This is a genomic window from Pseudomonas sp. S12(2018) (assembly GCF_024355235.1).
In the GTDB taxonomy this organism is placed as follows: Bacteria; Pseudomonadota; Gammaproteobacteria; order Pseudomonadales; family Pseudomonadaceae; genus Aquipseudomonas; species Aquipseudomonas palmensis.
The window spans coordinates 314,498-339,800 of sequence record NZ_QLAD01000004.1; the positions used below are offsets into that span (position 1 = coordinate 314,498).

A 25,303-nucleotide genomic window follows, 5' to 3' on the forward strand; every position below is an offset into this window, starting at 1 on the left:
TCGGGTTTTTAGCGGGTCGGGTGATTTCGACGCAGATCGCGTTTGACGGATGCGCCAACCTGTTCAACCATTCAATCCATCGTGATGAGCACATCAGTTTCAGGAGCTACACAACTATGAATGCGTCGTTTGGAACGCGCAGGGCCAATCTGGCGGAGACAGTGATCCACGAGCTGTCCAACCGGATCGACAATGGCACATACGGGCCGGGGCAGAAGCTTCCGTCCGAACAGGAGCTGTGCAAGGAATTCGGCGTCAGCCGTCCTGTGATTCGCGAGGCCGTGGCCTCGTTGCGTCTGGGCGGTCGGCTGATCGCCCGCCAGGGTGTAGGCGTGTTCGTGGTCGAGCAGGACGTCAAGCGCCTGGGCTTTGCCCTGAGCACCGCAGTCGATGACGTGCGCGCCGCCGCCCACGTGCTGGAACTGCGCCTGGGCATCGAGACCGAGTCGGTCGCGCGTGCCGCCGAGCGCCGCAGCCCCACCAGCGTGGCGCAGATCACCGAGGCCTTCGACCGCTTCAACGCGCTGGACGGCTCCAACCTCGAGGAAGAGGCCCGTGCCGACTTCGAGTTCCACCTGGCGATTGCCCGCGCCACCAACAACCCGCACTTCCCGCAGCTGCTCGAAGCCCTGGGCCCGGACATCATCTTCGACCTCAACCTCAAGCACGGCCAGTCCACCGGCAAGAACCGCCTGGCGCACATCAAGAAGATCGGCCGCGAACACGGCGCGATTCTCTCGGCCATCAGCATGGGCGACGTCAACGCCGCCCGTTCGGCGGTGCGCAAGCACCTGGAAGAAAGCCTGTCGCGTTACCAGCGCCTGGTCGACAGCGGCGACTGAGCGGCGCTGTCGCCCTGCCCTGGCGGGTCAGCCCAGGCCCAGGCACACGTACTTGATCTCGAGGTAATCCTCGATCCCGTAGCGCGAGCCTTCGCGCCCCAGCCCCGATGACTTCACACCGCCAAACGGTGCGACCTCGGTGGCCAGCACGCCGACATTGACGCCGACCATGCCGTACTCCAGGGCCTCCGAGACCCGCCAGATCCGCCCCACATCCCGTGCATACAGGTAGCAGGCCAGGCCGAACTCGGTGGCATTGGCCTGGGCGATGACCTGTTCTTCGCTGTGAAAGCGAAACAGCGGCGCCACCGGCCCGAAAATCTCCTCGCGGGCCACGCGCATGTCCGGTGTCACCTCGGCCAGCACGGTGGGCTGGTAGAACGCCTCGCCAAGGGGGTGGCGCCGGCCACCGGCGACCAGTCGCGCACCGCCCTCCAGTGCGTCGCTCACCATCGCCTCGACCCCGGCCACGGCCTTGGCATCGATCAGCGGGCCGACGGTGGTGCCGGCCTGGCTGCCCTCGCCCACCACCAGCTCGCCGACCCGTTGGGCAAAGCGCTCGACAAAGCGCTCGTAGATGCCGTCCTGGATGTAGAAGCGATTGGCGCACACGCAGGTCTGCCCGCTGTTGCGGAACTTGGCCACCAGTGCGCCCTCCACCGCCGCTTCAAGGTCCGCGTCGTCGAACACGATGAAGGGCGCGTTGCCGCCCAGCTCCAGGGTCACCTTCTTCACCGTGGCCGCGCTCTGCTGCAGCAACTGGATGCCGATGGGCGTGGAGCCGGTGAACGACAGCTTGCGCACCACCGGGTTGGCGGTCAGTTCGCCACCGATGGCGGCCGAGTCGCCGGTCAACACGTTGAGCACGCCACGCGGTATGCCCGCGCGTTCGGCCAGCACGCACAGCGCCAGGGCGCTGAACGGGGTCTGCGAGGCGGGCTTGAGCACCAGCGTGCAGCCGGCCGCCAGGGCCGGGGCGGCCTTGCGCGTGATCATCGCCGCCGGGAAGTTCCACGGCGTGATCGCCGCGCACACGCCAATCGGCTCCTTGGTCACCAGCAGGCGTCGGTCGGCCTGCGGCGAGGGGATCACGTCGCCATACAGGCGCTTGCCCTCCTCGGCATAGAACTCCACATAGGCTGCGGCGAAGGCGATCTCGCCACGGGCCTCGGCCAGGGGCTTGCCCTGCTCGGCCGTCATGATGCGCGCCAGGTCTTCCTGGTGCAGGAGAATTTCGCGAAACCACGCCTGCAAGCGGCTGGCGCGTTCCTTGGCGGTGAGGGCGCGCCAGGCCGGCAGCGCCGCCTGGGCGGCGAGCACGGCGCGGCGGGTTTCGTCGGCGCCCATGCGCGGCACGCCACCCAGGCGCTGGCCGGTGGCCGGGTTGGTCACGTCAATGCTGCGGGCGCTGTCGGCGCCCACCCAGGTTCCATCGATATAGCAACGTTCACGCAGCAGATCAGGATCGGCAAGGTTCATGCTGATGGGCTCGCAGGGGAATGGGGGAAACGGCGGGAGGCAGACCCTGCCCCCGCCTGGAGGGTCAACGCGACGCCAGGGCCTTTTCGCGGATCTGGCTGAGGGTCATGCGCGGGGTCAGCGCCTCGGGATCGATCTGCACCTCGATCAGCGCCGGCTTGCCCGACGCCTCGCAACGCTCGAACGCACCCGCGAACTGCTCGGTGGCGCTCACCGTTTCGGCATGCAGGCCATAGGCCCGTGCCAGCGCGGCGAAGTCGGGGTTGTGCAGGTCGGTACCCGACACCCGCCCCGGGTAGCTGCGCTCCTGGTGCATGCGGATGGTGCCGTACATGCCGTTGTTCACCACCACCACGATGACCCGTGCGTCATAGTGCGCGGCAGTGGCCAGCTCCTGGCCGTTCATCAGAAAGCAGCCATCACCGGCGAACGCCACCACGCTGCGCTGCGGCGCGGTGAGCTTGGCCGCAATCGCCGCCGGCACGCCATAGCCCATCGAGCCGTTGGTGGGCCCCAGCAAGGTGCGAAACGCCTGGTGCTGGTAGCCGCGGTGCACCCAGCCGGTGTAGTTGCCGGCACCGCAGGTGATGATGCTGTCGGCGGCCAGGTGCTGGTTGAGCCAGGCGATCACCTCGCTCATCTGTACCGCGCCGGGCGAACGCGGGCATTCGAAGTTGGCCCGGTAGCCGCTGTTCAGGCGCTGTACCCACTCGGCGAACGCCTGTGGCTTGGCCGGCGCCAGCGCCGCCAGTTGCGCGGCGATGGTCGGCATGCCGGCGTTGATCGCCAGGGTCGGCTGGTACACCCGGCCCAGTTCCTCGATGCCGGGGTGAATGTGCACCAGCGCCTGCCTGGGCACCGGAATGTCCACCAGGGCATAGCCGCCGGTGCTCATCTCGCCCAGGCGTGCACCGATCACCAGCAGCAGGTCACTGCTTTTCACCGCCTCCACCAGCTCGGGGCCGGCGGCAAGGCCCAGGTCGCCGGCGTACTGGGGCAAGGTGTTGTCGAACAGATCCTGGCAGCGGAACGAAGCCGCCACAGGCAGGTTCTGGGCCTGGATGAAGCGCCGCGCATCGACCACCGCCTCGGCGGTCCAGCCGCCACCGCCCAGCACCACCAACGGGCGCTGTGCCTCGCCCAGCAGAGCCTGCAGGCGCTGCAGGTCGGCAGGTGCCGCCGCTGCCTCGATCCGGCGGGCCGGGCCGGCATCGGCCACTGCCACCCGATCCGTCAGCATGTCTTCGGGCAGGGCCACCACCACCGGGCCGGGGCGGCCGTTGGTGGCGCGGTGGAACGCCTGGCTGAGCAGCTCGGGCAGGCGCGCGGCATCGTCGACCTCCACCACCCACTTGGCCATCTGGCCGAACATGCGGCGGTAGTCGATCTCCTGGAAGGCTTCGCGCTCCACCTGGTCGCGGGCCACCTGGCCGATGAACAGGATCATCGGCGTGGAGTCCTGGAAGGCGGTGTGCACGCCGACCGAGGCATTGGTCGCCCCCGGCCCGCGGGTGACGAAGCAGATACCCGGCTTGCCGGTGAGCTTGCCGTAGGCTTCGGCCATGTAGGCGGCGCCGCCCTCCTGGCGACACACGATCAGCTCGATGTCGTCCCTGGCATCGTGCAAGGCATCGAGCACCGCCAGGTAGCTCTCGCCGGGCACGCAGAACGCGCGCTCCACGCCATTGATGCGCAAGGCATCGACCAGCACCTGCCCGCCCGTGCGCAGCCCGTTGTTGTCAGTGTTCATCTTGTTGTTCTCCATCAGGCGGCGCGGTCAGATGACCGAGTCTTCCAGGAAAGGACGGTTCTCGATCACCCGTTGATAACTCAGGGCACTCAGGTCCAGGGTGCGGTAGCCCCCGTAGATGATCAGCTCGCTCAGGCCGCGGCCGATGGCCGGTGCCTGCTGCAGGCCGTGGCCACTGAAACCGTTGCAGAACAGGAAGTTGCGCACCTGGTCATGGGGGCCGACGATGGCGTTGTGGTCGAGCACGCAGAAGTCGTAGTGCCCGGCCCAGGAGTTGACCACCTTGATCGCCTCGAACGCCGGCACACGCTCGGCCAGCACCGGCCACACCTCTTCCTCGAACTCGTCGTGCATCACGTCGAAGTCGCTGAAATCCACCTCCGGGTCGTGGCGTGGGTAGGTGCCGCCCAGGTACAGGTGGCCTTCGGGGCGGAAGAACACCCCGGTGGGGTCGATGGTCAGCGGCACGGTGCCGGGCAGCGGCGTATGGCAGTCGAACACGAACAGCGAACGGCGCCGCGCCTCCACCGGAATGTCCAGCCCGGCCAGGCGCGCCACCTGGCGTCCACGGGTGCCGGCGGTGTTGACCAGCTGGCCACAGCCGATCAACTGGCCATCGCCCAGGCGCACACCGGTGACCACATCACCCTCGCGCAGCACCTGGACCACTTCGTTCTCGACATACTCCACGCCCAGGCTGCGGGCCTTTTTGCGAAAGCCGTTCATGATCCCGTAGTTGTCGAACCAGCCCTCGTCCCTCTCGCCATAGGTGCCGCCGGCCAGGCTGTCGGGGTTGACCCACGGGAAGCGGCGGATCAGCGCCTCGGTGTCCAGCAACGTGACGTCGGCACCGTTGTCCAGCTGGGTCTGGTGCAGACGCTTGAGCACGTCGAAACCCTTCTGGTCGGCCAGGAACAGGTAGCCGTTCTCCTTGAAGGCCAGGTCGGGCCTGTCGCCATTGACCGCCATCAGTTCGGGGAAGTCGCGGATGAACTGCGCGCCAAAGCGCGAGATCTGGATGTTGATCGGGTTGGAGAACTGCACCCGGATAGAGCTGCTGGACAACGCCGTGGCCGATTGGGCATAGGTCCAGTCGCGCTCCACCACCAGCACCGAGCCGGTGAAGTCCGGGTTGCTGGCCAGAAAGTACGCGGTGGCGCTGCCATTCACCGCACCGCCGACGATCACCACATCGTAATACTGCTTTGTTGCTGTCGAAGCCATGGCTGGGGTCTCTTCAAAAGTGCTCGGAAAAGGTCATTTCGGGTCTTCGAAGTGGCCGGCGCCGGCGAAGTTGCCGCCGTGGTAGCGCGCTGCCGGCTCGTTCGGGTGCAGCGGCGGGTGCTCGGCCAGGACCTTCTCGCGGTAGTCGTCGGCGCTGTCCCTGGGCACGTAGCCGAGGGAGGACGCCAGGCGGTTGTCCCACAGGGTTTCGCGGTTGTCGGACATGCCGTACACGATCATGTGGCCGACCCGTGGCGCCAGCAGCGAGCGCTCGCACAGCTGCGCGAAGTCGGCGAACGACAGCCAGGTTGCGAGCATGCGCCGGTCCAGCGGTTCGGGGAACGAGGAGCCGATGCGCAGGTTCACCGACTCGATGGCGAACTTGTCCCAGTAGTAGCGGCCCAGGTCCTCGGCAAAGCACTTGCTCACCCCGTACAGGCTGTCGGGGCGGTGCGCTGCGCTGGCGTCGATGGTTTCGGTGCGGTCATAGAAGCCGATGGCGTGGTTGGAGCTGGTGTAGATCACGCGCTTGACGCCATGCTGGCGCGCCGCTTCATAGATGTTGTAGGTGCCCACGATGTTGCCGTTGAGGATCGCCGCGAAGGTGTCCTCCACCGGCACGCCGCCGGCATGGATGATGGCATCCACGCCCTCGGCCAGCGGCAGCACATCGGCCAGGTTGCCCAGGTCGCAGCGCACCAGCTCTTCGTGCGGCGCGGCGCTGCCCATGTCGGCGATATCGGTCAGGCGCAGCTCGTCGGCAAAGGCCTGCATGTGCTTGCGCAACACGCTGCCCAGGCGACCGGCTGCACCGGTGATCAACAAACGTTTGAACGGCTTGCTCATGCTTGAAACCTCGTGAAAGTCGGTTTGTCGTTACTAGGCCAGCGCCGCGAACGCATCGCGCAGCTGCCCCAGGGCCTGCTCCAGCTCCTGGCGCGAGGTGGCGAACGACAGGCGAATGTAGGGTTCGAGGCCAAAGGCCGAGCCCGGCACCGTGGCCACCTTGCCCACCCGCAGCAGGTAGCTGGCAAGGTCGGCGTCGGTTTCGATCACCTGCCCGTCCGGCGTGCGCCTGCCGATGAATGCGGCGCACTGCGGGAAGGCATAGAACGCGCCCTCGGGCATCTGCAGGCTCAGCCCCTCGATGGCCGCCAGGCCCTCGACCACCAGCGCCCCTCGGGCCTGGTACTCACGATTGGCCTGGCGCACGAAATCCTGCGGGCCATTTAGCGCCGCAGCAGCCGCCAGTTGCGAAATGGTCGACGGGCAGGTGGTGGTCTGCGACTGGGTCTTGTTCATTGCCACGATCAGCTCGCGTGGCCCGGCCGCATAGCCCAGGCGGTAGCCGGTCATGGCGTAGGCCTTGGACACGCCGTTGATCAGCAAGGTGCGCTCGCGCAGGTGCGGGCAGGCGCTGACGAACGACACGAACGGCTGCCTGCCCAGCACGATGTGCTCGTAGATCTCGTCGGAGATCACCAGCACCCGGGGGTGGCGCTCCAGCACGGCGCCCAGGGCCGCGAACTCTTCACGGCTGTAGATCGCCCCGCAGGGGTTGTTCGGCGAGTTCAGCATCAGCCAGCGGGTACGCGGGGTGATGGCGGCCTCAAGGCGCGCGGCATTCAGCTTGAAGCCGTGTTCGGCGCCGCACGGCACCACCTTCGGCACGCCGCCGTTGAGCATCGCCATGTCGGTGTACGACACCCAGTACGGCGCTGGCGTGAGCACTTCATCGCCCTGCTCCAGGGTGGCGAGAAACGCATTGAACAGCAGTTGCTTGGCGCCATTGCCCACGCAGATTTCGTCCAGTGCGTAGCGCAGGCCGTTTTCCCGCTCGAACTTGTCGACGATGGCCTGGCGCAGCACCTCCAGGCCATTGGGCGCGGTGTAGTGGTTGTAGCCCTCGAGCATCGCCTGGTGCGCGGCCTCGATCACGTGGGCCGGGGTGTTGAAGTCCGGTTCGCCCAGGCTCAGGTTGATCACCGGCTCGCCCTTGGCCAGCATCTGCTTGGCCAGCACCGATACCGCCATGCTCGGCGAGCTTTTCACCGCCCGCACACGGGCACTCTGAAAGTCCATGGGTCAGCCCTCCTGGCCGGGTTCGAAGGCGTAGTCGTCGCGTGCCTGGCTGGCACTGATGTAGCCAAAGCGCAGGTCGCGCGCCACCTCGTGGCGTGGCCGCTGGCGCGGGTCGCCGTAACCGCCGCCACCCGGCAGGCGCAGCACCAGGCGCCGATCGGCCGGCACGAACTGCTGGCCCTTGCCGCGCAGCAGGGTGCCGTCGTCCAGGCCCACGTAGCCCTGGGCCCCCTCCTTGCCCCCCTCGAGCCCACGCGCCGGGTACTGGATGCGGTCGAACATGGCGCTGAAGCGGAAGCTGTAGCCTTCGGCGGCCGACACCTCGATTTCCTGGCCCAGGCCGCCGCGCAGCAGGCCGGCACCGCCAGAGCCTTCGCGCAGTTCCTTGCGCCACACCACCACCGGGCCGGCCTGTTCGGTGGCTTCCACCGGCATGGTGTGCACGCCGCTGGGGAACGCGGTGGCGCTCAGGCCGTCCATGCCGGAGCGCGCGCCCATGCCGCCGCTGTTGAACATCAGCATCTCGGCGTTGCGCCCGGTCGGGTTGCTGTCCAGCGGGCGCACGCTCAGGTGCAGGTTCCACAGTGCGCTGGCGCCCTCGGCCGGCACCTGGCCGGGCAGGCATTTGTGCAGCGCACCCAGCACCAGGTCGGGCACGAAGTGGCCCAGTACATGGCGTACCGATACCGGCGCCGGGTGCTTGGCATTGAGAATGCAGCCCTCGGGCGCAGTGACCGCAAAGGGCTCCAGCGAGGCGCTGTTGTTGGGGATCTCCGGCGCCACGATGCACTTGAGCCCGTAGCAGGCATAGGCCTTGGCGTAGCCCAGCGGCACGTTGATGCCGAACTGGCTCATGCCCGAGGTGCCGCTGAAGTCGGTGAGAATGCCGTCCGGACCCACCGTCAGGGTCACCGCCAGCGTCACCGGCACGTCGTAGCCGTCCAGGGTCATGCTGTTGTGGTAGGTGCCATGGGGCAGCGACTTGAAGCATTCCAGGGTGGCGCGGCGGCTGTGCTCCAGGATGAACCCGCCGATGTGCTCCAGGTCGTCCAGGGCAAACTCGTCGAGCATGCTCAGCAGGCGCTTGTGCCCGGTCTCGTTGCAGGCCGACAGTGCGTAGAAGTCGCCGACCACGCGGTCGTTCTCGCGCACGTTGTTGCGCAGGATGTTGATCAGGTCGCGGTTCACCTGGCCGCGCTCGAACAGCTTCATGATCGGGATGAACAGGCCTTCCTCGTACACCTCGCGGGCATCCGGGCCGAAACCGCGCCCGCCGATGTCCACCACGTGGGCGGTACTGGCGAAGTAGCCGATCAGCCGGCCCTTGTAGAACGAGGGCGAGACGATGGTGATGTCGTGCAGGTGCCCGGTGCCCTTCCACGGGTCGTTGGTGACGTACACGTCGCCTTCGAAGATGTTGTCCGGGCCGATGTCGTTGATGAAGTGCACCACCGCCTCGGCCATGGTGTTGACGTGGCCGGGGGTGCCGGTAACGGCCTGGGCCAGCATGTTGCCGGCGCGGTCGAACACCCCGGCCGAGAGGTCGCCGGCTTCGCGTACGCTGGTGGAGAACGCGGTGCGGATCAGGGTCAGGGCCTGTTCTTCGACCACCGACACCAGGCGGTTCCACATCACCTGCATTTGAATATCGATCATTGTTTCGCTCATGGGTTATCGCCTTCCAAACGAATGCGGCTTAGCGCCGGACGACCAGCAGGCAGCCGTCGGGCTGGACCGTGGCGGTGAACGAGGACGACACGAAGGTCGAGGTTTCGCGCTCGGCGATGATCGCCGGGCCATCGATGCGCGCACCGGCCTGCAGCGCTTCGCGCTGGTAGATGCCGGCATCGACGAAACCGCCGGCGACCACGTCGAACACCTGGCGACGCGCCACTTCGTGGGCGCGGTGCGAGGCCTTGACCTGGCTGGCCAGCGCCACGGGCGGCAAGGGCGAACTGGCCTTGACCGACCAGCTGACGATCTCCACGTCCGGGCCTTCGATCGGGCGGCCGAAGAACACGGTGTAGGCCGCCTCGAACAGCGTCTTGAACTGCGCCGTGTCGCTGTTGCTGAAAGCCTTGAACGGCAGGCTCACGGGGATCTCCCAGCCCTGGCCGACGTAGCGCATGAACGCGGTGCACTCCATCTCCGGCTCGCCCTCGGGCATGCCCTGGCGCAGGAAGCCCAGGGCCTCGGCCTTCATGTCGTCGATCAGTGCATTGACCTGCCCCGCCTCGAACTCGGCCAGGCGCACGAAGGCGCTGCGTACCGCTTCATAGCCGAACGGCGCACGCAGAAAACCGATGGCCGACCCTACTCCGGCGCCGGCCGGCACCAGAAAGCGCGACACGCCCATCTTTTCGCACAGACGCGCAGCGTGCAGCGGGCCACCGCCACCAAAGGTGATCATGGTGTAGTCGGCAATGTCCTTGCCGCTCTCCACCGCGTGCACCCGGCCGGCGTTGGCCATGTTCTCGTCGACCACTTCGCAGATGCCGAAGGCAGCGGTGCGCGGGTCCATGCCCAACGGCTGGCCGATCACCCGGTCCACCGCGCTGGCGGCGTTGTCGACCGACAGGCGCAGCGCGCCGCCGGCGAAATTGTCGGCATCCAGGCGGCCCAGCAGCAGGTTGGCATCGGTGATGGTCGGCTCAAGGCCACCGCGGTCATAGCAGGCCGGGCCCGGCTCGGACGCCGCGCTGTGCGGGCCCACACGAATCTGGCGCATGCTGTCGATGCTGGCGATGGAACCGCCGCCGGCGCCGATCTCGACCATCTCCACCACCGGGATGGAAATCGGCATGCCACTGCCCTTCTTGAAGCGGTAGGTGCGCGCCACCTCGAAGGTCTTGGCGGTCTTGGGCACCTGGTTCTCGATCAGGCAGATCTTGGCCGTGGTGCCGCCCATGTCGAACGACACCACCGCGTCGAGCGCGTATTTGCGTGCAATGTCGGCGGCGAAGATCGCCCCGCCCGCCGGGCCCGACTCCACCAGGCGCACCGGAAACTCGGCGGCGCTCTGCACCGAGATGATGCCGCCGCCGGAATGGATCATGAACACCGGGCAATCGGCGCCGGCGGCCTTGAGGGTGACCACCAGGCGGTCCAGGTACGACTTGATCAGGGGTTTGACGTAGGCGTTGGCGCACACGGTGTTGAAGCGTTCGAACTCGCGCATCTGCGGCGAGACTTCGCTGGAGATCGAAATCGACAGGTGTGGCAGGCGCGCCTGCAGGGCGTCGCGCAACAGGCGCTCGTGGGCACCATTGATGTAGCTGTGGATCAGGCCGATGGCCACGCTCTGGTAGTCGCCCTCGCCGATGCGCTGCACCAGCGCGTCGATATCGGCCTGTTGCGGGGCGATCAGCACGTTGCCGCGCACGTCCAGGCGCTCGCGCAGGGTGTAGCGGTGCTCGCGCTCGATCAGCGGCGGTGGCAGGGCAATGTTGATGTCGTACTGCTCGAAACGGTTTTCGGTGCGCATCTCCAGCGTGTCGCGAAAACCTTCGGTGGTGATGAACGCAGTGCGCGCGCCGCGGCGCTCGATCAGGGCGTTGGTGGCCAGGGTGGTGCCGTGGATCAGTTGCTCGATATCCGACAGCTTCAGGCCTGCCGCGTCGACGACCGCCTGCACACCCGTGAGGATCGCACGCTCGGGCAATGCGTAGTCCGTCAGAATCTTGGTCGAGTGCAACACCCCGCCGACATCCAGCGCGATATCCGTAAAGGTCCCACCTATGTCCACGCCGACTCGGCATGCTGTAGCAGTCATCGTCGTTCCCCTGAATTCTTGTGCTTGTCACACCCGACTGGTTGGCGGGTTTAATGTAAGTTATATGTTGTCTTACAGGTGGTCAAGCACTAACACCACGCTTTTCCACCCTCGCCCGGGCTGGCGTGCCGATGCGCCGTGCGCACCGGCACCGCCTGCCTCAGCCGAGCGTCTTGACCATCCGCGCGCCGCCCACGGCCTGGGCCGTGGGGAACACCTCCAGACGCGAAACGTCCACCTGCTCGGGCAGGCGCAAGGCCGCCAGCAGCAGCTGGGCGATGTCCTCGGGCATGATCGAGGCGTAGCCGTCATACAGCTCGCTGCCCGCGGCCTGCATGCCCATGGCGGTACGGTACAGCTGGGTCTGCACGCGACCCGGGGCGATTTCGGTCACCCTCACCCCGCTGCCCAGCAGGTCGCAGCGCAGCGCGTCGCAGAACAGGCTGATGCCGGCCTTCGACGAACCATACACCGCCGCCCCGGGGTGCGGCGCACGCCCGGCACTCGAGCCGATGAAGAACAGGTGGCCATGGCCGCGCTGCACCATGCCCGGCAGCACCTGACGGGTCAGGTGCAGGGGCGCCTTGAGGTTGATGTCGAGCATGGTGTCGATCTCGGCCGGGTCCATGTCCTGGAACGCGGCGCGGCTCGACAGCACCCCGGCATTGTTGACCAGCACGTCCACCGGGTACTGGCTCAGCACCTGGGCAAAGGCGTCGGCCTGGCGCACGTCGGCCTCCACCGTCACCACGCCCTGCTCCTGGCCCAACGCCTGCAGCGCCTCACGGCTGCGGCCTACGGCAATCACCTGCAGGCCGGCATCGCGCAGGGCCAGCACGATGGCCTTGCCGATGCCGCTGGTGGCACCTGTCACCAGTGCACAGCGGTAGGAGGCCGGTAATGCGGCTGCTTCAGGCATAGATATAACCCCCGCTGACAATCACGTTCTCACCCGTGGCATAGCTGTTGCGGCTGCTGCCCATCATCACGATCCATTCGGCGATCTCTGCAGGTTCCGCCGCGCGGCCCAGCGGGTTGGCGGCGGCCAGCTCGCCGAGAAAACCCAGCTGGCGGGCGCGCTCGGTGGCAAAGCCGGCCGGCGCCACCGAGTTGACCAGGATCTGGTCCTTGGCACAGGCCTGGGCGAAGGATTTGGTCAGGCTCACCACCGCCGCCTTGGTGGCGGCATAGTGGGCGTTCTGCGGGTGCGCCTTGAAGGCGTCCACCGAGGTCACGTTGACGATGCGCCCGGTCACCTGCGGCGCCGCGACGAAGCCCTGCATGTGGCGCACGGCGGCGACCATCATGTGGTAGGTGCCCTTGATGTTGACCGCGTTTTCCAGGTCCCATTCTTCGTCGGTGATCTCGAAGATGTCCTGGCGCGGGTAGATCGCCGCGCTGTTGACCAGGCAGTGCACCCGCCCCAGTGCCTCGACGACCTGCCCGAAGGCTGCATGGGCGCTGGCCTGGCGCGAAATGTCCGCCGCCGCCGTGGCCACCTCGCAATCCAGGGCGCGCAAGGTGCTTGCCGCCTCGGCCATCAACTGCTCATTGCGATCGATCAAGCCGATTTTTCGTGCCCCACGCTTGACCATCAACCTGGCGGTTTCCAGGCCCAAACCCGAAGCCCCGCCAACGATTACGACCGTCTGACCTTCCATAACCACCTCCGCGCATTAGTCTTTACGTAAGATGCCTGTTGTCTTACATTTGGTCAAACCGAATTTGCCCCGCTCGATGCCCATACAGGACTGCGCCATGCCCGCTGCCGCTACTGCCTGCTCGCCCCGGGACCGCCTGCTCGACGCGGCCACCGAACTGTTCGCCACCCGCGGCTACCAGGCCATCGGCCTGCGCGACCTGGCCAGCCATCTGGGCCTGCGTGCCGGCTCGCTGTACCACCACATCGAGAACAAGCAGTGCCTGTTGTTCGAGCTGATCGAGTCGACCCTGGCCGACCTGGTGTTCGACACAAAACGCTGCATGAAAGGCGCCAGAACCCCCGAAGAACGCCTGCAGCGCTTCGTCCAGGCGTTTGTGCGGTTCAACCTGGCCCACGCCCATCGCGTGCAATTGGTGACTCGCGAGTACGTCAACCTGTCCCACGAACAGCAGTTGCAGATCGACGCGCTCAACCGCAGCCATGCGTCGATCCTGAGCGGCATCATTGCTAGCGAGTGTGCACGCGACGGGCGCCAGGGAGGCGCGATCGGCCTCGTCACCCATGCCGTCATCGGCATGCTGTACGGGCACGCGCAGTGGCGCGGGGTGCAGGTCAGCGAACAGGGCCTGACCCAGGCCCTGATCACCTTCGTCACGGGCATCATCGAAAGCGCAAAGAACAATTCCAACATGGCCTGATCTACATGCACCCACAGCGCAAGACCTTGCACAACGAGCTGCACGCCCGCCCCTCGCTGTACTTCGACGAGCCCGCCCACGTCTACCACCTGGCCTTTCTCAGCGACGACGCACGTTGCGAGGCGCTGCTGCAGCAGTGCTGCCCGGAGCCGGTGAGCCCCGGCGCCGTGCAGGGCATCACCCGACTGCAAGGCCACGCCCTGAAATGGGAACGACACGCCGAGTTCGTCACCCTCACCCTGGTGGTCACCACCACCGAGCAGACGCCGGCCTGGCAGCCCCTGCCCGCGCTGCTGATGGACAGGGTCGATGCCTTTTTGCCGTACCTGATCAATGCTGTGCAGATCATGGTGCACAACGACGCGGCATTTGCCGGCGAGCTGTCGCGCTACGGTTTCAAGGACCCGTGCGGCTCGTGCATTGGCGGGGGCGATGCGCGGGTATGGAGCGATTTTCGCCTGGGCGAGGACGGCACCAACCGCTTCCTGTTCGTCAACAGGCGCCTCAATGCCTACCGCCAGGGCCGCATGATCCGGCGCCTGCTGGAGATCGAGACCTACCGCATGATGGCCTCGCTGTCGCTGGACACCGCCAAGGCCCTGAGCGTGGAGCTCAATGCCTACGACAGAACCCTGGTGAGCCTGTCCGAGCGCAACGCCGACCCGCAGCCGGGCAACGCCAAGGCACTGCTGGGCGACATTGCCGGGCTGTCGGCGCAGATGGTGCGCAGCGCCGCGAAGACCCGCCACCGCTTCAGCGCCACCCAAGCCTATGCGCAACTGGTGTTCGAGCGCCTGGGCGAGCTGCGCGAAAGCCACCTGGGCGATTGCCAGCGGCTGGGTATCTTCATCGAACGGCGCTTCAAGCCCACGGTGCGCTACTGCGCCGTGACCGAACAGCGCCTGGACCAGCTGGCCAAGAGCGTGGCCAACCTGGGCGACCTGCTGCAGGCACGGGTGCAGGTGGAAATGGAGGAGCAGAACGCGGAGATCCTCAAGAGCCTGAGCACCCGCGCCGACACCCAGATCAAGATCCAGCGTGCAGTGGAAGGGTTGTCGATCATCGCCATCACCTACTACCTGCTCAACCTGTTCAAGCTGATCTATTCAGGCCTGACGGTGATGGGGCTGCAGGTCAGCGCACGGGACGCACTGCTGGGCATGGCGCCGCTGGCCATCGGCGTGCTGGGGTTGATTCTGGTGCGGGTGCGCAAGGTTAAGCACAACGATCACTAGCCCTGCGGCCAGCGTTTGAACCTGCGTTGCTTAAACCGAGCGCCATGGCCTGCAGCCTTGGCGCCGCTGGCCCGGCAGCGAAACGCAGCACGAACGGAAGCCGATCGCAATCAAGCAGCTTTTGATAGTTGGGGAAGGTTGATACGAGAAAAATGGCAGGGGCGGCTGGATTCGAACCAACGCATGGCAGGATCAAAACCTGCTGCCTTACCGCTTGGCGACGCCCCTGTGATGCAACTGGAAGCCCATGAAAGGCCTCGGCAGGAATGAGCGGAAATGTACCAACTTTCGCTTCGTCAGGGAAGCCCCCAACGATAAAAAATAACGAAAAAACAGGTGGTTACCGCATGGCTTACGGCATATCCGGCTTTTGCGGCCCATTCACGCAGCCAAATCGCGTCTCCTTCGACGGGCCGTACCCATAAAAAGAGGTGTAGCACTTGCTGAAATGGCTGGGCGAAACAAAGCCGCACGCCAGGGCCACATCGATCAACGCCAGGTCCGAGTGCTGCAACAACCGGCGACTCTCGGTAATGCGCAACTCCAGGTAATAACGGACCGGCGTGGTCCCCAGCTGCGACTGGAACAGCCGCTCGATCTGACGCCGGGACAACCCCACATACTGCGCCAACTGCACCTGGCTCAGCGGCTCTTCAAGGTTGGCCCCCATCAGCTTGATCGCCTCGCGCAGCGGCGCACTCATGTTCTGGTGCACGGTCGGCTGCACCCGGCGAAAGCGCGAGGCCTCGTAGGCCAGGATATCGACCACGGCATCCACCAGGCCACGCCCATGACGCTGGGCGATCCATTCCAGCACCATGTTGAACGCCCCCGCCGGGCTGCCCGCCGTCAGGCGGTCTCGGTCCACCGTGTAGCTCTCCCCTGTCACCTGGCTATGCCTGGCCAGCTCGGCCAGCGCCGCACGGTTCTCCGGGTGCACCGCACACTGGTAGCCATCGAGCAGGCCGGCCTGGGCCAGAAACCAGGCACCATTCCACAGCCCCGCCAACGCCCCCCCCGCCTGCGCAGCCCGTTGCAGCAACAGGGCCAGCTCCGGCAGCGGGCGCAGCACGGTGCGCAGGCCACCGCACACCACCAGCAGGTCCAGGCCTTCGAGCGTCTTCAAACCCAGCGGGGCATCCGGGCAGATCACCAGCCCCAGGTCGCTGACCACCGAGGCACCGTCAAGGCTGAAGGTGGTGGTGGCGAAGGCATCGGCCTGGATAAGGTTGGCGGTGACCAGGGTATCGAGCGCCTGGGTGAAGGCCGGCAACGAAAAATGTTCGAGCAGCACAAAGCCCACCCGCGCCCGGGGCCCGCTGCCGTAACCCTGCCCGCCTACAAAACGCAGGTTCGAGCCCTGCAGGGCACCGCTGAACTGCCGCCGTTGCACCACGTTCTGCCTCTTCTGGTTGTTCTGGTAAAGCGTGCAGAGCACGCCGGGTGGCACGGCAATATGCCTTCAAATGCCCCCGCCGCGATAGTCGTCGCCACGCTCGACAGTTGAAACTTTCTGCGCGCGCGCCCGGTCCAGACCTCTGACTATCACTTGTAAACGTGAGGGATCGAATGACGACGACAGTGGGCGACTTCCTGGTTGAGCGGCTGTATCAATGGGGCGTGCGACGTATCTACGGCTACCCTGGCGATGGCATCAACGGCGTGTTCGGCGCGCTCGACCGGGCCCGGGGCAAGATCGAATTCATCCAGGCGCGGCACGAGGAAATGGCCGCGTTCATGGCCGCAGCCCATGCCAAGTTCACCGGCGAGCTGGGGGTATGCATCGCCACCTCCGGCCCCGGCGCCTCGCACCTGCTCACCGGCCTCTACGATGCGCGCATGGACCACATGCCGGTGCTCGCCATCGTCGGCCAGCAGGCCCGCACCGCGCTGGGCGGCCATTACCAGCAGGAACTGGACCTGTTGTCGATGTTCAAGGACGTGGCCGGCGCCTTCGTGCAGCAGGCCTCCGAACCCTCCCAGGTACGCCACCTGATCGACCGTGCCGTGCGCACGGCGGTGGGTGAGCACCGCGTCACGGCGGTGATCCTGCCCAACGACCTGCAGGACCTGCCCTATAAAGAACCCGCCCGCGCCCACGGCACCCTGCATTCGGGCGTCGGCTACAGCAAGCCCAGGGTGGTGCCCTACGAGGCCGACCTGCAGCGCGCCGCCGACATCCTCAATGCGGGCAAGAAGGTCGCCGTGCTGGTTGGTGCGGGCGCGCTGAACGCCACCGACGAGGTCATCGCCGTGGCCGAAAAACTCGGCGCCGGCGTGGCCAAGGCGCTGCTGGGCAAGGCCGCCCTGCCCGACGAACTGCCCTGGGTCACCGGTGCCATCGGCCTGCTCGGCACCGAGCCCAGCTACAAGCTGATGCAGGAGTGCGACACCCTGCTGATGATCGGCTCGGGCTTCCCCTACGCCGAGTTTCTGCCCAAGGAGGGCCAGGCCCGCGCGGTGCAGATCGACATCCAGCCCGACATGCTCAGCCTGCGCTACCCGATGGAGGTCAACCTGGTGGGCGATGCGGCCGAAACCCTGAGCGCCCTGCTGCCGCTGCTCGACAGCAAGACCAGCCGCAGCTGGCGCAAGAAGGTCGAAGGCTGGCGCGCCCGCTGGGACAAGACCCTGGAAAAACGCGCCCTGGTCAGCGCCAACCCGATCAACCCGCAGCGGGTGGTGCACGAGCTGTCCCCGCGGCTGCCCGACCAGGCCATCATCACCAGCGACTCGGGTTCGTGCGCCAACTGGTACGCCCGCGACCTGAAGATCCGCCGCGGCATGCAGTGCTCGCTGTCCGGCGGCCTGGCCTCGATGGGTGCGGCCGTGCCCTACGCCATCGCGGCCAAGTTCGCCCACCCCGAGCGCCCGGTGATCGCGCTGGTGGGCGACGGCGCCATGCAGATGAACAACATGGCCGAGCTGATCACCGTGGCCAAGTACTGGCGTCAGTGGCAGACCCCGAACTGGATCTGCGCGGTGTTCAACAACGAGGACCTCAACCAGGTCACCTGGGAGCAGCGGGTAATGGAGGGCGACCCCAAGTTCGAGGCGTCGCAGAACATTCCCGACGTGCCCTACCACCTGTTTGCCATCTCCATCGGGCTCAAGGGCATTTTCGTCGAGCGTGAAGAAGACGTTGCCGCCGCCTGGGAGCAGGCCCTGGCCAGCGACTGCCCGGTGCTGATCGAGTTCAAGACCGACCCCAACGTGGCGCCCCTGCCGCCGCACATCACCGTGCAACAGGCGAAGAACTTCGCCACCACCCTGCTCAAGGGCGACCCCGACGAAGCCGGCGTGATCACCCAGACCGCCAAGCAGGTGCTCAGCGCGGTGCTGCCCAAGCGCAAGCGCTGATTGCATGCCCACGCCACTTCGCTGAGGCAGCGTGGGCAGTGTGCCTTCATCCAAACTGCATGATCCGGTGGCCGTTTCGGGCAATTTGCAAGCCTGACGCTGCCCATGCGCGGGCGACGCCGTTGATTCAGCGAGGTTTTTCCAGCGGTGCAGGCTGGCACCGTTGATGCAACGACTACCGAGGCGAACACGCCACCGTACCCGCCACCGGAGATCACCATGAATGCCATTGAACTGCTCGAAGCCGATCACAAGCGCGTAAAGGCCCTGTTGGCAAAACTGAGCGCATCCACCGAGCGCGGCGTCAAGACGCGCACCCAGCTGCTTGCCGAACTGGAGATGGAAATCACCGTGCACACCGAGATCGAGGAGCAGATCCTCTACCCGGCGTTCAAGCAGGCCGGCGGCAAGGAACAGGACGTGATGTACTACGAGGCCAAGGAAGAGCACCGCACCGTCGACTCCCTGGTGCTGCCCGACCTCAAGACCACCGACCCGTCGACCCCGGAGTTCACCGGCCGCGTGAAGGTGGTGAAGGAGCTGCTCGAACACCATATCGAGGAAGAAGAGTCCGAGATGTTCCCGCAGGCCCGCAAGCTGCTGAAAAAAGCCGAACTCGAGGCCCTTGGCGAACAGATGCAGGCGTTCAAGGCCAACTACATGAAGGCCCTCAAGAATACCACCAGCCACTGACCCCTTCCCCAGGCCCGCCGCCGGGCGGGCCCGTCCCACCTTTGGTCGTGCCCTTGGCAGTCACCTGTCACTTGCCTTGAACTCTGCCGCCACGTCCATCGTCATCCGCCTGAGAGTCCGTAAAACAGTGCTTGGCAATCAGCGCAGTGTGCCCGGCGTTTATCCGAACGTAAGGGAGAACCACAATGAACGGGACTGATCAGTCGGCCCACGGCGACGCCTCGCAGTCGCCACAGGGCACCCCGCAGGAACACCTGCACACCCTGGCCGAAGACGCCGGGGCATTGCTCGACGACGCCAGGGAACACGGCGCCAGACAGTACGAGCAGTATCGCGACCTGGCCGCCGAACAGCTCGACTCGCTGGTCGAAGGCGCCCAGTCGGCAGCCTCGGCCCTTGAAGGCAAGGATTCCCTCGGGCTGGCCCAGTACATGGCGCAACTGGCCAGCGGGCTGGGCGATTTTGCCGACCAGGTCCGCGACAACAGCATCGAGGACCTGGTGCACAAGGGCGCGCAACTGGCCCGCGACAACCCCACGCTGTTCCTGGCCGGCAGCGTCGCCATCGGCTTTGGCCTGTCGCGCTTCCTGCGCGCCAGCAGCAGCCACCCGACCGCGTCGGGCACCCCCACGCAGGCCTACGGTGCCAGCGCGCCCTACCAGAGCTCGGTACCGCCGCTGCGCGACAACCCCGTGCCCGCCGACCCGCTGGGCCGCACCCTGGCCGATGGCCCCAACACCCAGGACAGCTTCAAGGGAGGTGTGTGATGGAACGCGACCCACTCGATACCCTGCCCCCCGCGCCACCGGGCGAGCACGACAACACCAGCATCGGCAGCCTGCTGCGCCAGCTCACCCGTGAAGTGCCCGAGCTGTTCATCAAGGAGCTGGCACTGGCCAAGGCCGAACTGCAACGCAGCCTGACCACCCTCAAGGCCGGTACAGCCGCCGTGGCCGGCGGCGCCATGGTGCTGCTGGCGGGCCTGATCATCCTGCTGATGGCGGCGGTGTACGGCCTGGCCTACGTGGTCGCGCCCTGGCTGGCGGCGCTGATCGTGGGCGCGGTGACCCTGGTCATCGGCTTCGTGATGCTGCAGGCCGGCAAGAAGCAGTTCGACCCGTCCAACCTCACCCCTGACCGCACCCTGCATGCCCTGCAACAGGACAAGGACGCACTGAAGAGGAAAGTCTCATGAGCACCTCATTCGAAGCCGAATCGCACAAGAGCCCGGAAACCCTGGAGCAGGAGATCGACGCCAAGCGCGCCAGCATCAGCCACCTGGTGGACTCGCTGGAACACCGCCTCACCCCCGGCCAGCTGATCGACCAGGGCATGGCGTACTTCAAGGGCAACGGTGGCGAATTCTTCCAGAACCTGGGCACCACTCTGAAGCACAACCCGGTGCCCACCGTGCTCACCGGCGTGGGCCTGGCGTGGCTGGCGCTGAACCAGAACCGCCCCTTCTCACCCGGCTCGCCGACCTTTGGCGGCAGCGGCCTGGCCGACACGCTGGGCGACGCTGCCAGCGGCATCAAGGGCGCCATGGCCCAGGCCGGCGAGCACCTGCACCACGCCTCGGACGTGGCCCACGACAAGGCGCGCGACGCCGGCGACAGCCTGGGCAGCTCGGCCGACAAGGTGCGCCAGGCCGCGCACCACGCCAGCGACCGGGTGCAGGCCCAGGCCGCGCAGCTCAAGGGCCAGTTCGACCACCTGCTCAAGGACCAGCCGCTGGTGCTGGCCGCCATCGGCATCGCCCTCGGCGCGGCCCTGGGCGCGGCATTGCCCGGCACGCGCAAGGAGGACGAACTGATGGGCGAAACCCGCGATGCCCTGGCCGACAAGGTTACCCGCACCGGCAAGGCGCTGTACGCCGACGCCACCCAGGCCGTGCACAACGCCGACGCCAGCGCGCCGGCAGCTGCCGCGCAGGCCCCCCGCGAGGGGCCTGCCGACCTGTCCGACGGCCTGGGCTTCAGGCCCTGAGTGTCGCCCCGGCGCCCTGTGCGCCGGGGCGCGCCCCTCTGTGTTGCACCTACTTACGCGAAGCTGGAGAGACCATGAGAGCACTCACCTACCACGGCGCCCACGACGTCAGGGTCGATACCGTTACCGACCCCATTCTGGAAGAATCCGACGACCTGATCCTGCGGGTGACCGCCACCGCCATCTGCGGCTCGGACCTGCACCTGTACCGCGGCAAGATCCCGGCGGTCGAAGACGGCGACATCTTCGGTCACGAGTTCATGGGCGTGGTCGAGGAAGTCGGCACCGGGGTGACCGCGGTGCAGCCGGGCGATCGCGTCGTGATCCCGTTCGTGATTGCCTGCGGCAGCTGTTTCTTCTGCCAGCAGGACCTGTTCGCCGCGTGCGAGACCACCAATACCGGGCGCGGCGCGATCCTCAACAAGAAGCTCATCCCCTCTGGCGCAGCGCTGTTCGGCTACAGCCACCTGTACGGTGGCGTACCCGGCGGCCAGGCCGAGTACGTGCGCGTACCCAAGGCCAACACCGGGCCGTTCCGCGTGCCCGGCACGCTGAGCGACGAGAAGGTGCTGTTTCTGTCCGACATCCTGCCCACGGCCTTCCAGGCGGTGAAGAACACCGAGATCGGCCAGGGATCGAGCCTCGCCATCTACGGCGCGGGGCCGGTCGGGCTGCTGTGCGCGGCGGTAGCGCGGATGCTCGGCGCCGAACGCATCTTCATGGTCGACCACCACCCCTACCGGCTGGCCTATGCGCAGCAGGCGTATGGCGTGATCCCGATCAATTTCGACGATGACGACGACCCGGCCGATACCATCATCCGCCAGACCCCGGGCATGCGCGGGGTGGATGGTGTGGTCGATGCGGTGGGCTTCGAGGCCAAGGGCAGCACCACCGAAACCGTGCTGGCCGCGCTCAAGCTCGAGGGCAGCAGCGGCAAGGCCTTGCGCCAGTGCATCGCGGCAGCCCGGCGTGGCGGTGTGGTCAGTGTGCCGGGGGTGTATTCGGGGTTCATCCACGGCTTCCTGTTCGGCGATGCGTTCGACAAGGGCCTGACCTTTCGCATGGGCCAGACCCACGTGCAGCGCTACCTGCCCGAACTGCTGGGCTACATCGAAACCGGCGCGCTCACGCCGGAAACCATCATCACCCACCGCCTGTCGCTGGAGCAGGCGGCCGAGGGCTACAGGATCTTCGACAAGAAGGAGCAGGAGTGCCGCAAGGTCATCCTCACGCCTGGCGACAGCAGCATCGAGTTGCCGATGGCCATCGTCGACGACGGCGTGGTGGCCTGAGCCCGTGACGCTGGCCGGCAGCCTCGCCGGTCAGCGTCGGGCGGGTTCAGTGGTGGGCGTGCAGCGCTTCGATCAGCTGCGCCTTGGTCATGCTCGAGCGCCCCTTGATGTCCTTGCTGCGCGCCTCCTTGAGCAGGCTTTGCTTGGTCTGGCTGGCCAACGAGGTGGTGGAGGTGCGCGCGTGGCCGGCGCGGGTGCTGGCGGCGCGTTTGGCCGAGTCGGAGGCAGCGGCGTGCTTTTCGCCGGCCGGGGTGCTGCGACCTGAGCCGCCCTTTTTCTCGCCCCCGCCAGACTGCTTGTTCACCGTGGCCCAGGCACGCGCCTCGGCCTCGGCTTTGGGCGTGCCTTTTTGCTCGTAGCTTTCTTCGATGTGCTGCGCCTTGCGTTTCTGCTCGGCGGTGTACTTGGCTTTGCTTCCCTGGGGCATGGTGCTCACCCTCGATCCGGTTGAATGCGGGCCCGTGTCACGGGCCATTCAGGGGGTTTGAGGGCGCGCGTGCGCCAGGGTGCGATTGGGTGGATGAATGGCAGAGGAGCGAAGACCACCAGCCTCTTCGCTGGCACGCCAGTGAACGAGCGCGAAGCGCTCGCCACCTGTCCTACTGGGTAGCCCCGGCCATCTGCCCCGCCGGCTCATCCGCCCCGCCGATCGGCGCCTTGAGCAACAGGAAGTACGCCAGCGCCGAGCACAGCGCCACCACCGCACTGATCATGAACGCGGTATTGAACGAGCCCGAATACTGGATGCTGAACCCGGTCACGATCGGCGCCACGGACCCTGCAATGTAGCCGCCAAAGTTCTGGATCGAACCAAACGAGGCCACCCGCGGGCTGTCGACGATGGTGTTGACGATCATCCACGCCGTGGCACTGGCCATGTTGATGCTGAACAGCGCCAGGCACAGCAGTATCACGCACCCGGTCAACCCGCTCACATATGACAGCGGCAAGGTGAACAGCGCCGCCAGCACCAGCCCGGTGATCACGCTGAACTTGCGGCTGGCCAGCACGCTCATGCCACGCCGTACCAGCAGGTCGCAGAACCGCCCCGCCACGATGGTGCCCACCGCGCCGAAACCATAGGCCAGCGATACCACCCACGCGGTGTCGTACAGGTTCAGCCCGTGCTCGCGCTCGAAGTAGCCCGGCAGCCAGGTCAGGTGCAGCCACAGCATGTAGATCACGCCCATGAAGCCCAGCACCGCGCCCCAGGTGCTGCGATGCTTGAACAGGTCGAGCCAGCCGGCAAAATACGACGCCTTGGGCGCCTGCACCGCGTCAGCCCGCGGCGCCGGCTGTTCGCTTGGCAGCGCCTGGCCCTGCGCCGCCAGTTCGGCCAGGTACCTGGCCTTGCTCTTGTAGAACGTCAACCAGCACAGCGCCAGCACGATGCCGATCACGCCGGTGATGATGAACATCCCGCGCCAGCCGAAGTTGACCATGAACAGCGTCAGCAACGGTGGCGCCAGGCACGGCCCAAGGCAGGTCGACGACCACACGATGCCGGTCGGCGTGCCCCGCTCGTTGGCGTCGAACCATTCCGACAGCGCCTTGGCCGCCGAGGGGAACATCGGCGCCTCGCCGATACCCAGCAGCACCCGCAGGCCCATGAAGCCGCCAAAGCTGTTGACCAGCCCGCACAGCGACTGCGCCACCGACCAGGCCAGCAACGAGGCGCCCAGGGCGATCTTGCTGCCCAGGCGGTCGATGATCAGGCCCAGTGGCAACTGCGCAAAGGCATAGGCCACGGAGAAGGCCGACAGCAGGATGCCCATCTGCGAAGGGCTGATGAGCATGTCGCGCTGGATCGAGGTGTTGGCAATCGACAGCGCGCTGCGGTCCAGGTAGTTGACGATGCCGATCAACAGCAGAAACACGACGGTGATGCGTTGGTACTTCTTCAGTGCGTTCATCTGATGGCCTTTATTATTGTTGTTGCAGCGTCAAACGCCGAGGCGATCCTTCATCCACACGTCATCCCTGGAATACGCACGCCCGCTCAGGGCTGGCGTGCAGTCACTGCCACCTCCAGCAAGCCACGACGGCTCAGGCTTTCGATCAGCGCACGCAGGCCGAATGCCCATTGTGGCGCCTGGTCGCTGGTGGTCACGCGGTTGCACAGGCTGCCCAGCAGCGGGTTGCTGATGGTGACCACATCGCCCAGCTTGTGGGTGAAACCGCTGCCGGGCTGGTCACGGTCCTGCTTGGGCGCGAACAGGGTACCCAGAAACAGCACCAGGCCGTCGGGGTACTGGTGGTTCTCGTTGAGGGTCTGCTGCACCAGGTCGACCGGGTCGCGGCTGATCTGGCGCATCGAGCTGCGCCCCTGCAGCACGAAGCCATCCCGGCCTTCGACGCGCAGGTCGACTTCGGCGGCGCGCACGTCCTCCAGGCTGAAGGTCTCGTCGAACAGGCGCAGCAGCGGGCCGAGGGAGGTCGAGGCGTTGTTGTCCTTGGCCTTGGACAGCAGCAGCGCGCTGCGCCCCTCGAAGTCGCGCAGGTTCACGTCGTTGCCCAGCATGGCGCCGTGGATGGTGCCGTTGCTCGACACCGCCAGCACCACCTCGGGCTCGGGGTTGTTCCAGCTGGACTTGGGGTGCAGGCCGATATCGGCGCCGTGGCCGACCGCCGACAACGGCTGGGCCTTGGTGAACACTTCGGCGTCCGGGCCGATGCCCACTTCCAGGTACTGCGACCACATGCCCTGCTCCACCAGCAGCACGCGCAGTTCTTCGGCCTGGGCCGAGCCGGGCACGATACGCGACAGGTCGGCGCCGATGCGGCTGACCAGGGTGTCGCGAATCGCGTCGGCCTTGGCCGGGTCGCCCTTGGCCTGCTCTTCGACCACACGCTCCAGCAGACTGGCGGCGAAGGTCACGCCGGCGGCCTTGACCGCCTGCAGGTCGATGGGGGCCAGCAACCATGGCAGGCGCGCATCGCGCTGCTGCGGGTCGCTGTTGGCCAGCAGCGCGGGCAGCTCGATCAACGCCTCGCCCAGCGGCAGTGCGCGCAGGTAGGCGGCCGGGTCGGGTTGTTCGAGCAGGGCCGAGACGGTGGCCACATGGGCACTGATGTCATGCACGGCGCCGGCCCTGACCAGCACCACGGCGGGGCCCTGCTCGGGCAGCCACACCCGCCCTACCCAGCTGCCGGTGGCGAACACGGCGAGATCGTTGCTCAGTGCGAGAGGCGCGTGCGCCTGGTTCTGGTTGGTCATGTGTGCA

At 66.6% G+C, this 25,303-nt stretch carries 22 protein-coding genes and 1 tRNA gene; 9 read left to right on the top strand and 14 right to left on the bottom strand.

The features are described from left to right. Positions 1–116: 116 nt before the first annotated feature. Positions 117–842 (top strand): FadR/GntR family transcriptional regulator, encoded by a 726-nt coding sequence (locus DN388_RS11730; RefSeq protein ID WP_043864047.1) that lies wholly within the window; start codon positions 117–119, stop codon positions 840–842. Between the two features lie 27 nt (positions 843–869). Here DN388_RS11730 and DN388_RS11735 read toward each other — a convergent pair whose 3' ends face one another. The 9 genes from DN388_RS11735 to DN388_RS11775 form a co-directional block, all read right to left on the bottom strand. After that, complete coding sequence (locus tag DN388_RS11735) at positions 870–2,321, bottom strand: NAD-dependent succinate-semialdehyde dehydrogenase (RefSeq protein WP_254999899.1); 1,452 nt, start codon at positions 2,319–2,321, stop codon at positions 870–872. Between the two features lie 64 nt (positions 2,322–2,385). Then, on the bottom strand, positions 2,386–4,071 hold the full coding sequence (locus tag DN388_RS11740; RefSeq protein WP_254999901.1) for a thiamine pyrophosphate-binding protein: 1,686 nt from the start codon (positions 4,069–4,071) through the stop codon (positions 2,386–2,388). A 27-nt stretch (positions 4,072–4,098) separates the two neighbouring features. Then, positions 4,099–5,295 carry an FAD-binding oxidoreductase gene (locus DN388_RS11745; protein ID WP_254999903.1) on the bottom strand — a complete coding sequence of 399 codons (1,197 nt, stop codon included), beginning with the start codon at positions 5,293–5,295 and terminating at the stop codon, positions 4,099–4,101. 33 nt (positions 5,296–5,328) lie between these two features. Then, a complete protein-coding gene (locus DN388_RS11750; RefSeq protein WP_078481152.1) occupies positions 5,329–6,141 on the bottom strand; it encodes an NAD(P)-dependent oxidoreductase in 813 nt (270 codons plus the stop codon). Positions 6,142–6,174: 33 nt separating this feature from the next. Next, positions 6,175–7,377 (bottom strand): aminotransferase class I/II-fold pyridoxal phosphate-dependent enzyme, encoded by a 1,203-nt coding sequence (locus tag DN388_RS11755; protein WP_254999904.1) that lies wholly within the window; start codon positions 7,375–7,377, stop codon positions 6,175–6,177. Between the two features lie 3 nt (positions 7,378–7,380). Next, positions 7,381–9,033 (bottom strand): hydantoinase B/oxoprolinase family protein, encoded by a 1,653-nt coding sequence (locus DN388_RS11760; RefSeq protein ID WP_236171901.1) that lies wholly within the window; start codon positions 9,031–9,033, stop codon positions 7,381–7,383. A 40-nt stretch (positions 9,034–9,073) separates the two neighbouring features. Next, the gene (locus tag DN388_RS11765) at positions 9,074–11,149 is read right to left on the bottom strand and encodes a hydantoinase/oxoprolinase family protein (RefSeq protein WP_043864054.1); all 2,076 of its coding nucleotides are present in this window, start codon (positions 11,147–11,149) and stop codon (positions 9,074–9,076) included. Between the two features lie 160 nt (positions 11,150–11,309). Next, the gene (locus tag DN388_RS11770) at positions 11,310–12,068 is read right to left on the bottom strand and encodes an SDR family oxidoreductase (protein ID WP_078481155.1); all 759 of its coding nucleotides are present in this window, start codon (positions 12,066–12,068) and stop codon (positions 11,310–11,312) included. Further along, on the bottom strand, positions 12,061–12,810 hold the full coding sequence (locus DN388_RS11775) for an SDR family NAD(P)-dependent oxidoreductase (RefSeq protein WP_043864056.1): 750 nt from the start codon (positions 12,808–12,810) through the stop codon (positions 12,061–12,063). Before DN388_RS11775 ends, DN388_RS11770 begins: the two co-directional genes overlap by 8 nt. Before the next feature lie 97 nt (positions 12,811–12,907). Here DN388_RS11775 and DN388_RS11780 point away from each other — a divergent pair, with 97 nt between their 5' ends. After that, the gene (locus DN388_RS11780) at positions 12,908–13,510 is read left to right on the top strand and encodes a TetR/AcrR family transcriptional regulator (RefSeq protein ID WP_054914335.1); all 603 of its coding nucleotides are present in this window, start codon (positions 12,908–12,910) and stop codon (positions 13,508–13,510) included. A gap of 5 nt (positions 13,511–13,515) precedes the next feature. Next, the gene (locus DN388_RS11785; RefSeq protein WP_054914334.1) at positions 13,516–14,745 is read left to right on the top strand and encodes a DUF3422 domain-containing protein; all 1,230 of its coding nucleotides are present in this window, start codon (positions 13,516–13,518) and stop codon (positions 14,743–14,745) included. Positions 14,746–14,898: 153 nt separating this feature from the next. Here DN388_RS11785 and DN388_RS11790 read toward each other — a convergent pair. Both DN388_RS11790 and DN388_RS11795 read right to left on the bottom strand, forming a co-directional pair. Further along, positions 14,899–14,973: transfer RNA gene (locus DN388_RS11790), tRNA-Gln, on the bottom strand. Between the two features lie 124 nt (positions 14,974–15,097). Further along, the gene (locus DN388_RS11795; RefSeq protein WP_255000131.1) at positions 15,098–16,138 is read right to left on the bottom strand and encodes a GlxA family transcriptional regulator; all 1,041 of its coding nucleotides are present in this window, start codon (positions 16,136–16,138) and stop codon (positions 15,098–15,100) included. A 176-nt stretch (positions 16,139–16,314) separates the two neighbouring features. Here DN388_RS11795 and DN388_RS11800 point away from each other — a divergent pair, with 176 nt between their 5' ends. The 6 genes from DN388_RS11800 to DN388_RS11825 all read left to right on the top strand — a co-directional run bounded on the left by DN388_RS11800 (position 16,315) and on the right by DN388_RS11825 (position 22,079). Beyond that, on the top strand, positions 16,315–18,105 hold the full coding sequence (locus DN388_RS11800; protein ID WP_254999909.1) for a thiamine pyrophosphate-requiring protein: 1,791 nt from the start codon (positions 16,315–16,317) through the stop codon (positions 18,103–18,105). A 219-nt stretch (positions 18,106–18,324) separates the two neighbouring features. Continuing rightward, positions 18,325–18,798, top strand: a complete 474-nt coding sequence (locus DN388_RS11805; protein WP_043864060.1) for a hemerythrin domain-containing protein — start codon at positions 18,325–18,327, stop codon at positions 18,796–18,798. A 185-nt stretch (positions 18,799–18,983) separates the two neighbouring features. Then, complete coding sequence (locus tag DN388_RS11810) at positions 18,984–19,565, top strand: hypothetical protein (RefSeq protein ID WP_104572566.1); 582 nt, start codon at positions 18,984–18,986, stop codon at positions 19,563–19,565. Next, positions 19,565–19,993 carry a phage holin family protein gene (locus tag DN388_RS11815; protein WP_196932838.1) on the top strand — a complete coding sequence of 143 codons (429 nt, stop codon included), beginning with the start codon at positions 19,565–19,567 and terminating at the stop codon, positions 19,991–19,993. Before DN388_RS11810 ends, DN388_RS11815 begins: the two co-directional genes overlap by 1 nt. Then, positions 19,990–20,784: a DUF3618 domain-containing protein gene (locus DN388_RS11820; protein ID WP_254999913.1), complete on the top strand. Its 795-nt coding sequence runs from the start codon at positions 19,990–19,992 to the stop codon at positions 20,782–20,784. Before DN388_RS11815 ends, DN388_RS11820 begins: the two co-directional genes overlap by 4 nt. A gap of 74 nt (positions 20,785–20,858) precedes the next feature. Beyond that, positions 20,859–22,079: a zinc-dependent alcohol dehydrogenase gene (locus DN388_RS11825; protein ID WP_196932836.1), complete on the top strand. Its 1,221-nt coding sequence runs from the start codon at positions 20,859–20,861 to the stop codon at positions 22,077–22,079. A 46-nt stretch (positions 22,080–22,125) separates the two neighbouring features. Here the strand turns inward: DN388_RS11825 and DN388_RS11830 are convergent, their stop codons facing one another. The 3 genes from DN388_RS11830 to DN388_RS11840 all read right to left on the bottom strand — a co-directional run bounded on the left by DN388_RS11830 (position 22,126) and on the right by DN388_RS11840 (position 25,296). Next, positions 22,126–22,506, bottom strand: a complete 381-nt coding sequence (locus DN388_RS11830; RefSeq protein WP_043864065.1) for a hypothetical protein — start codon at positions 22,504–22,506, stop codon at positions 22,126–22,128. 172 nt (positions 22,507–22,678) lie between these two features. Continuing rightward, entirely contained in the window at positions 22,679–23,992 is a 1,314-nt protein-coding gene (locus DN388_RS11835; RefSeq protein ID WP_054914329.1) for an MFS transporter, read from the bottom strand. A gap of 86 nt (positions 23,993–24,078) precedes the next feature. Further along, entirely contained in the window at positions 24,079–25,296 is a 1,218-nt protein-coding gene (locus DN388_RS11840) for a fumarylacetoacetate hydrolase family protein (RefSeq protein WP_058540534.1), read from the bottom strand. Between the last annotated feature and the right edge of the window lie 7 nt (positions 25,297–25,303).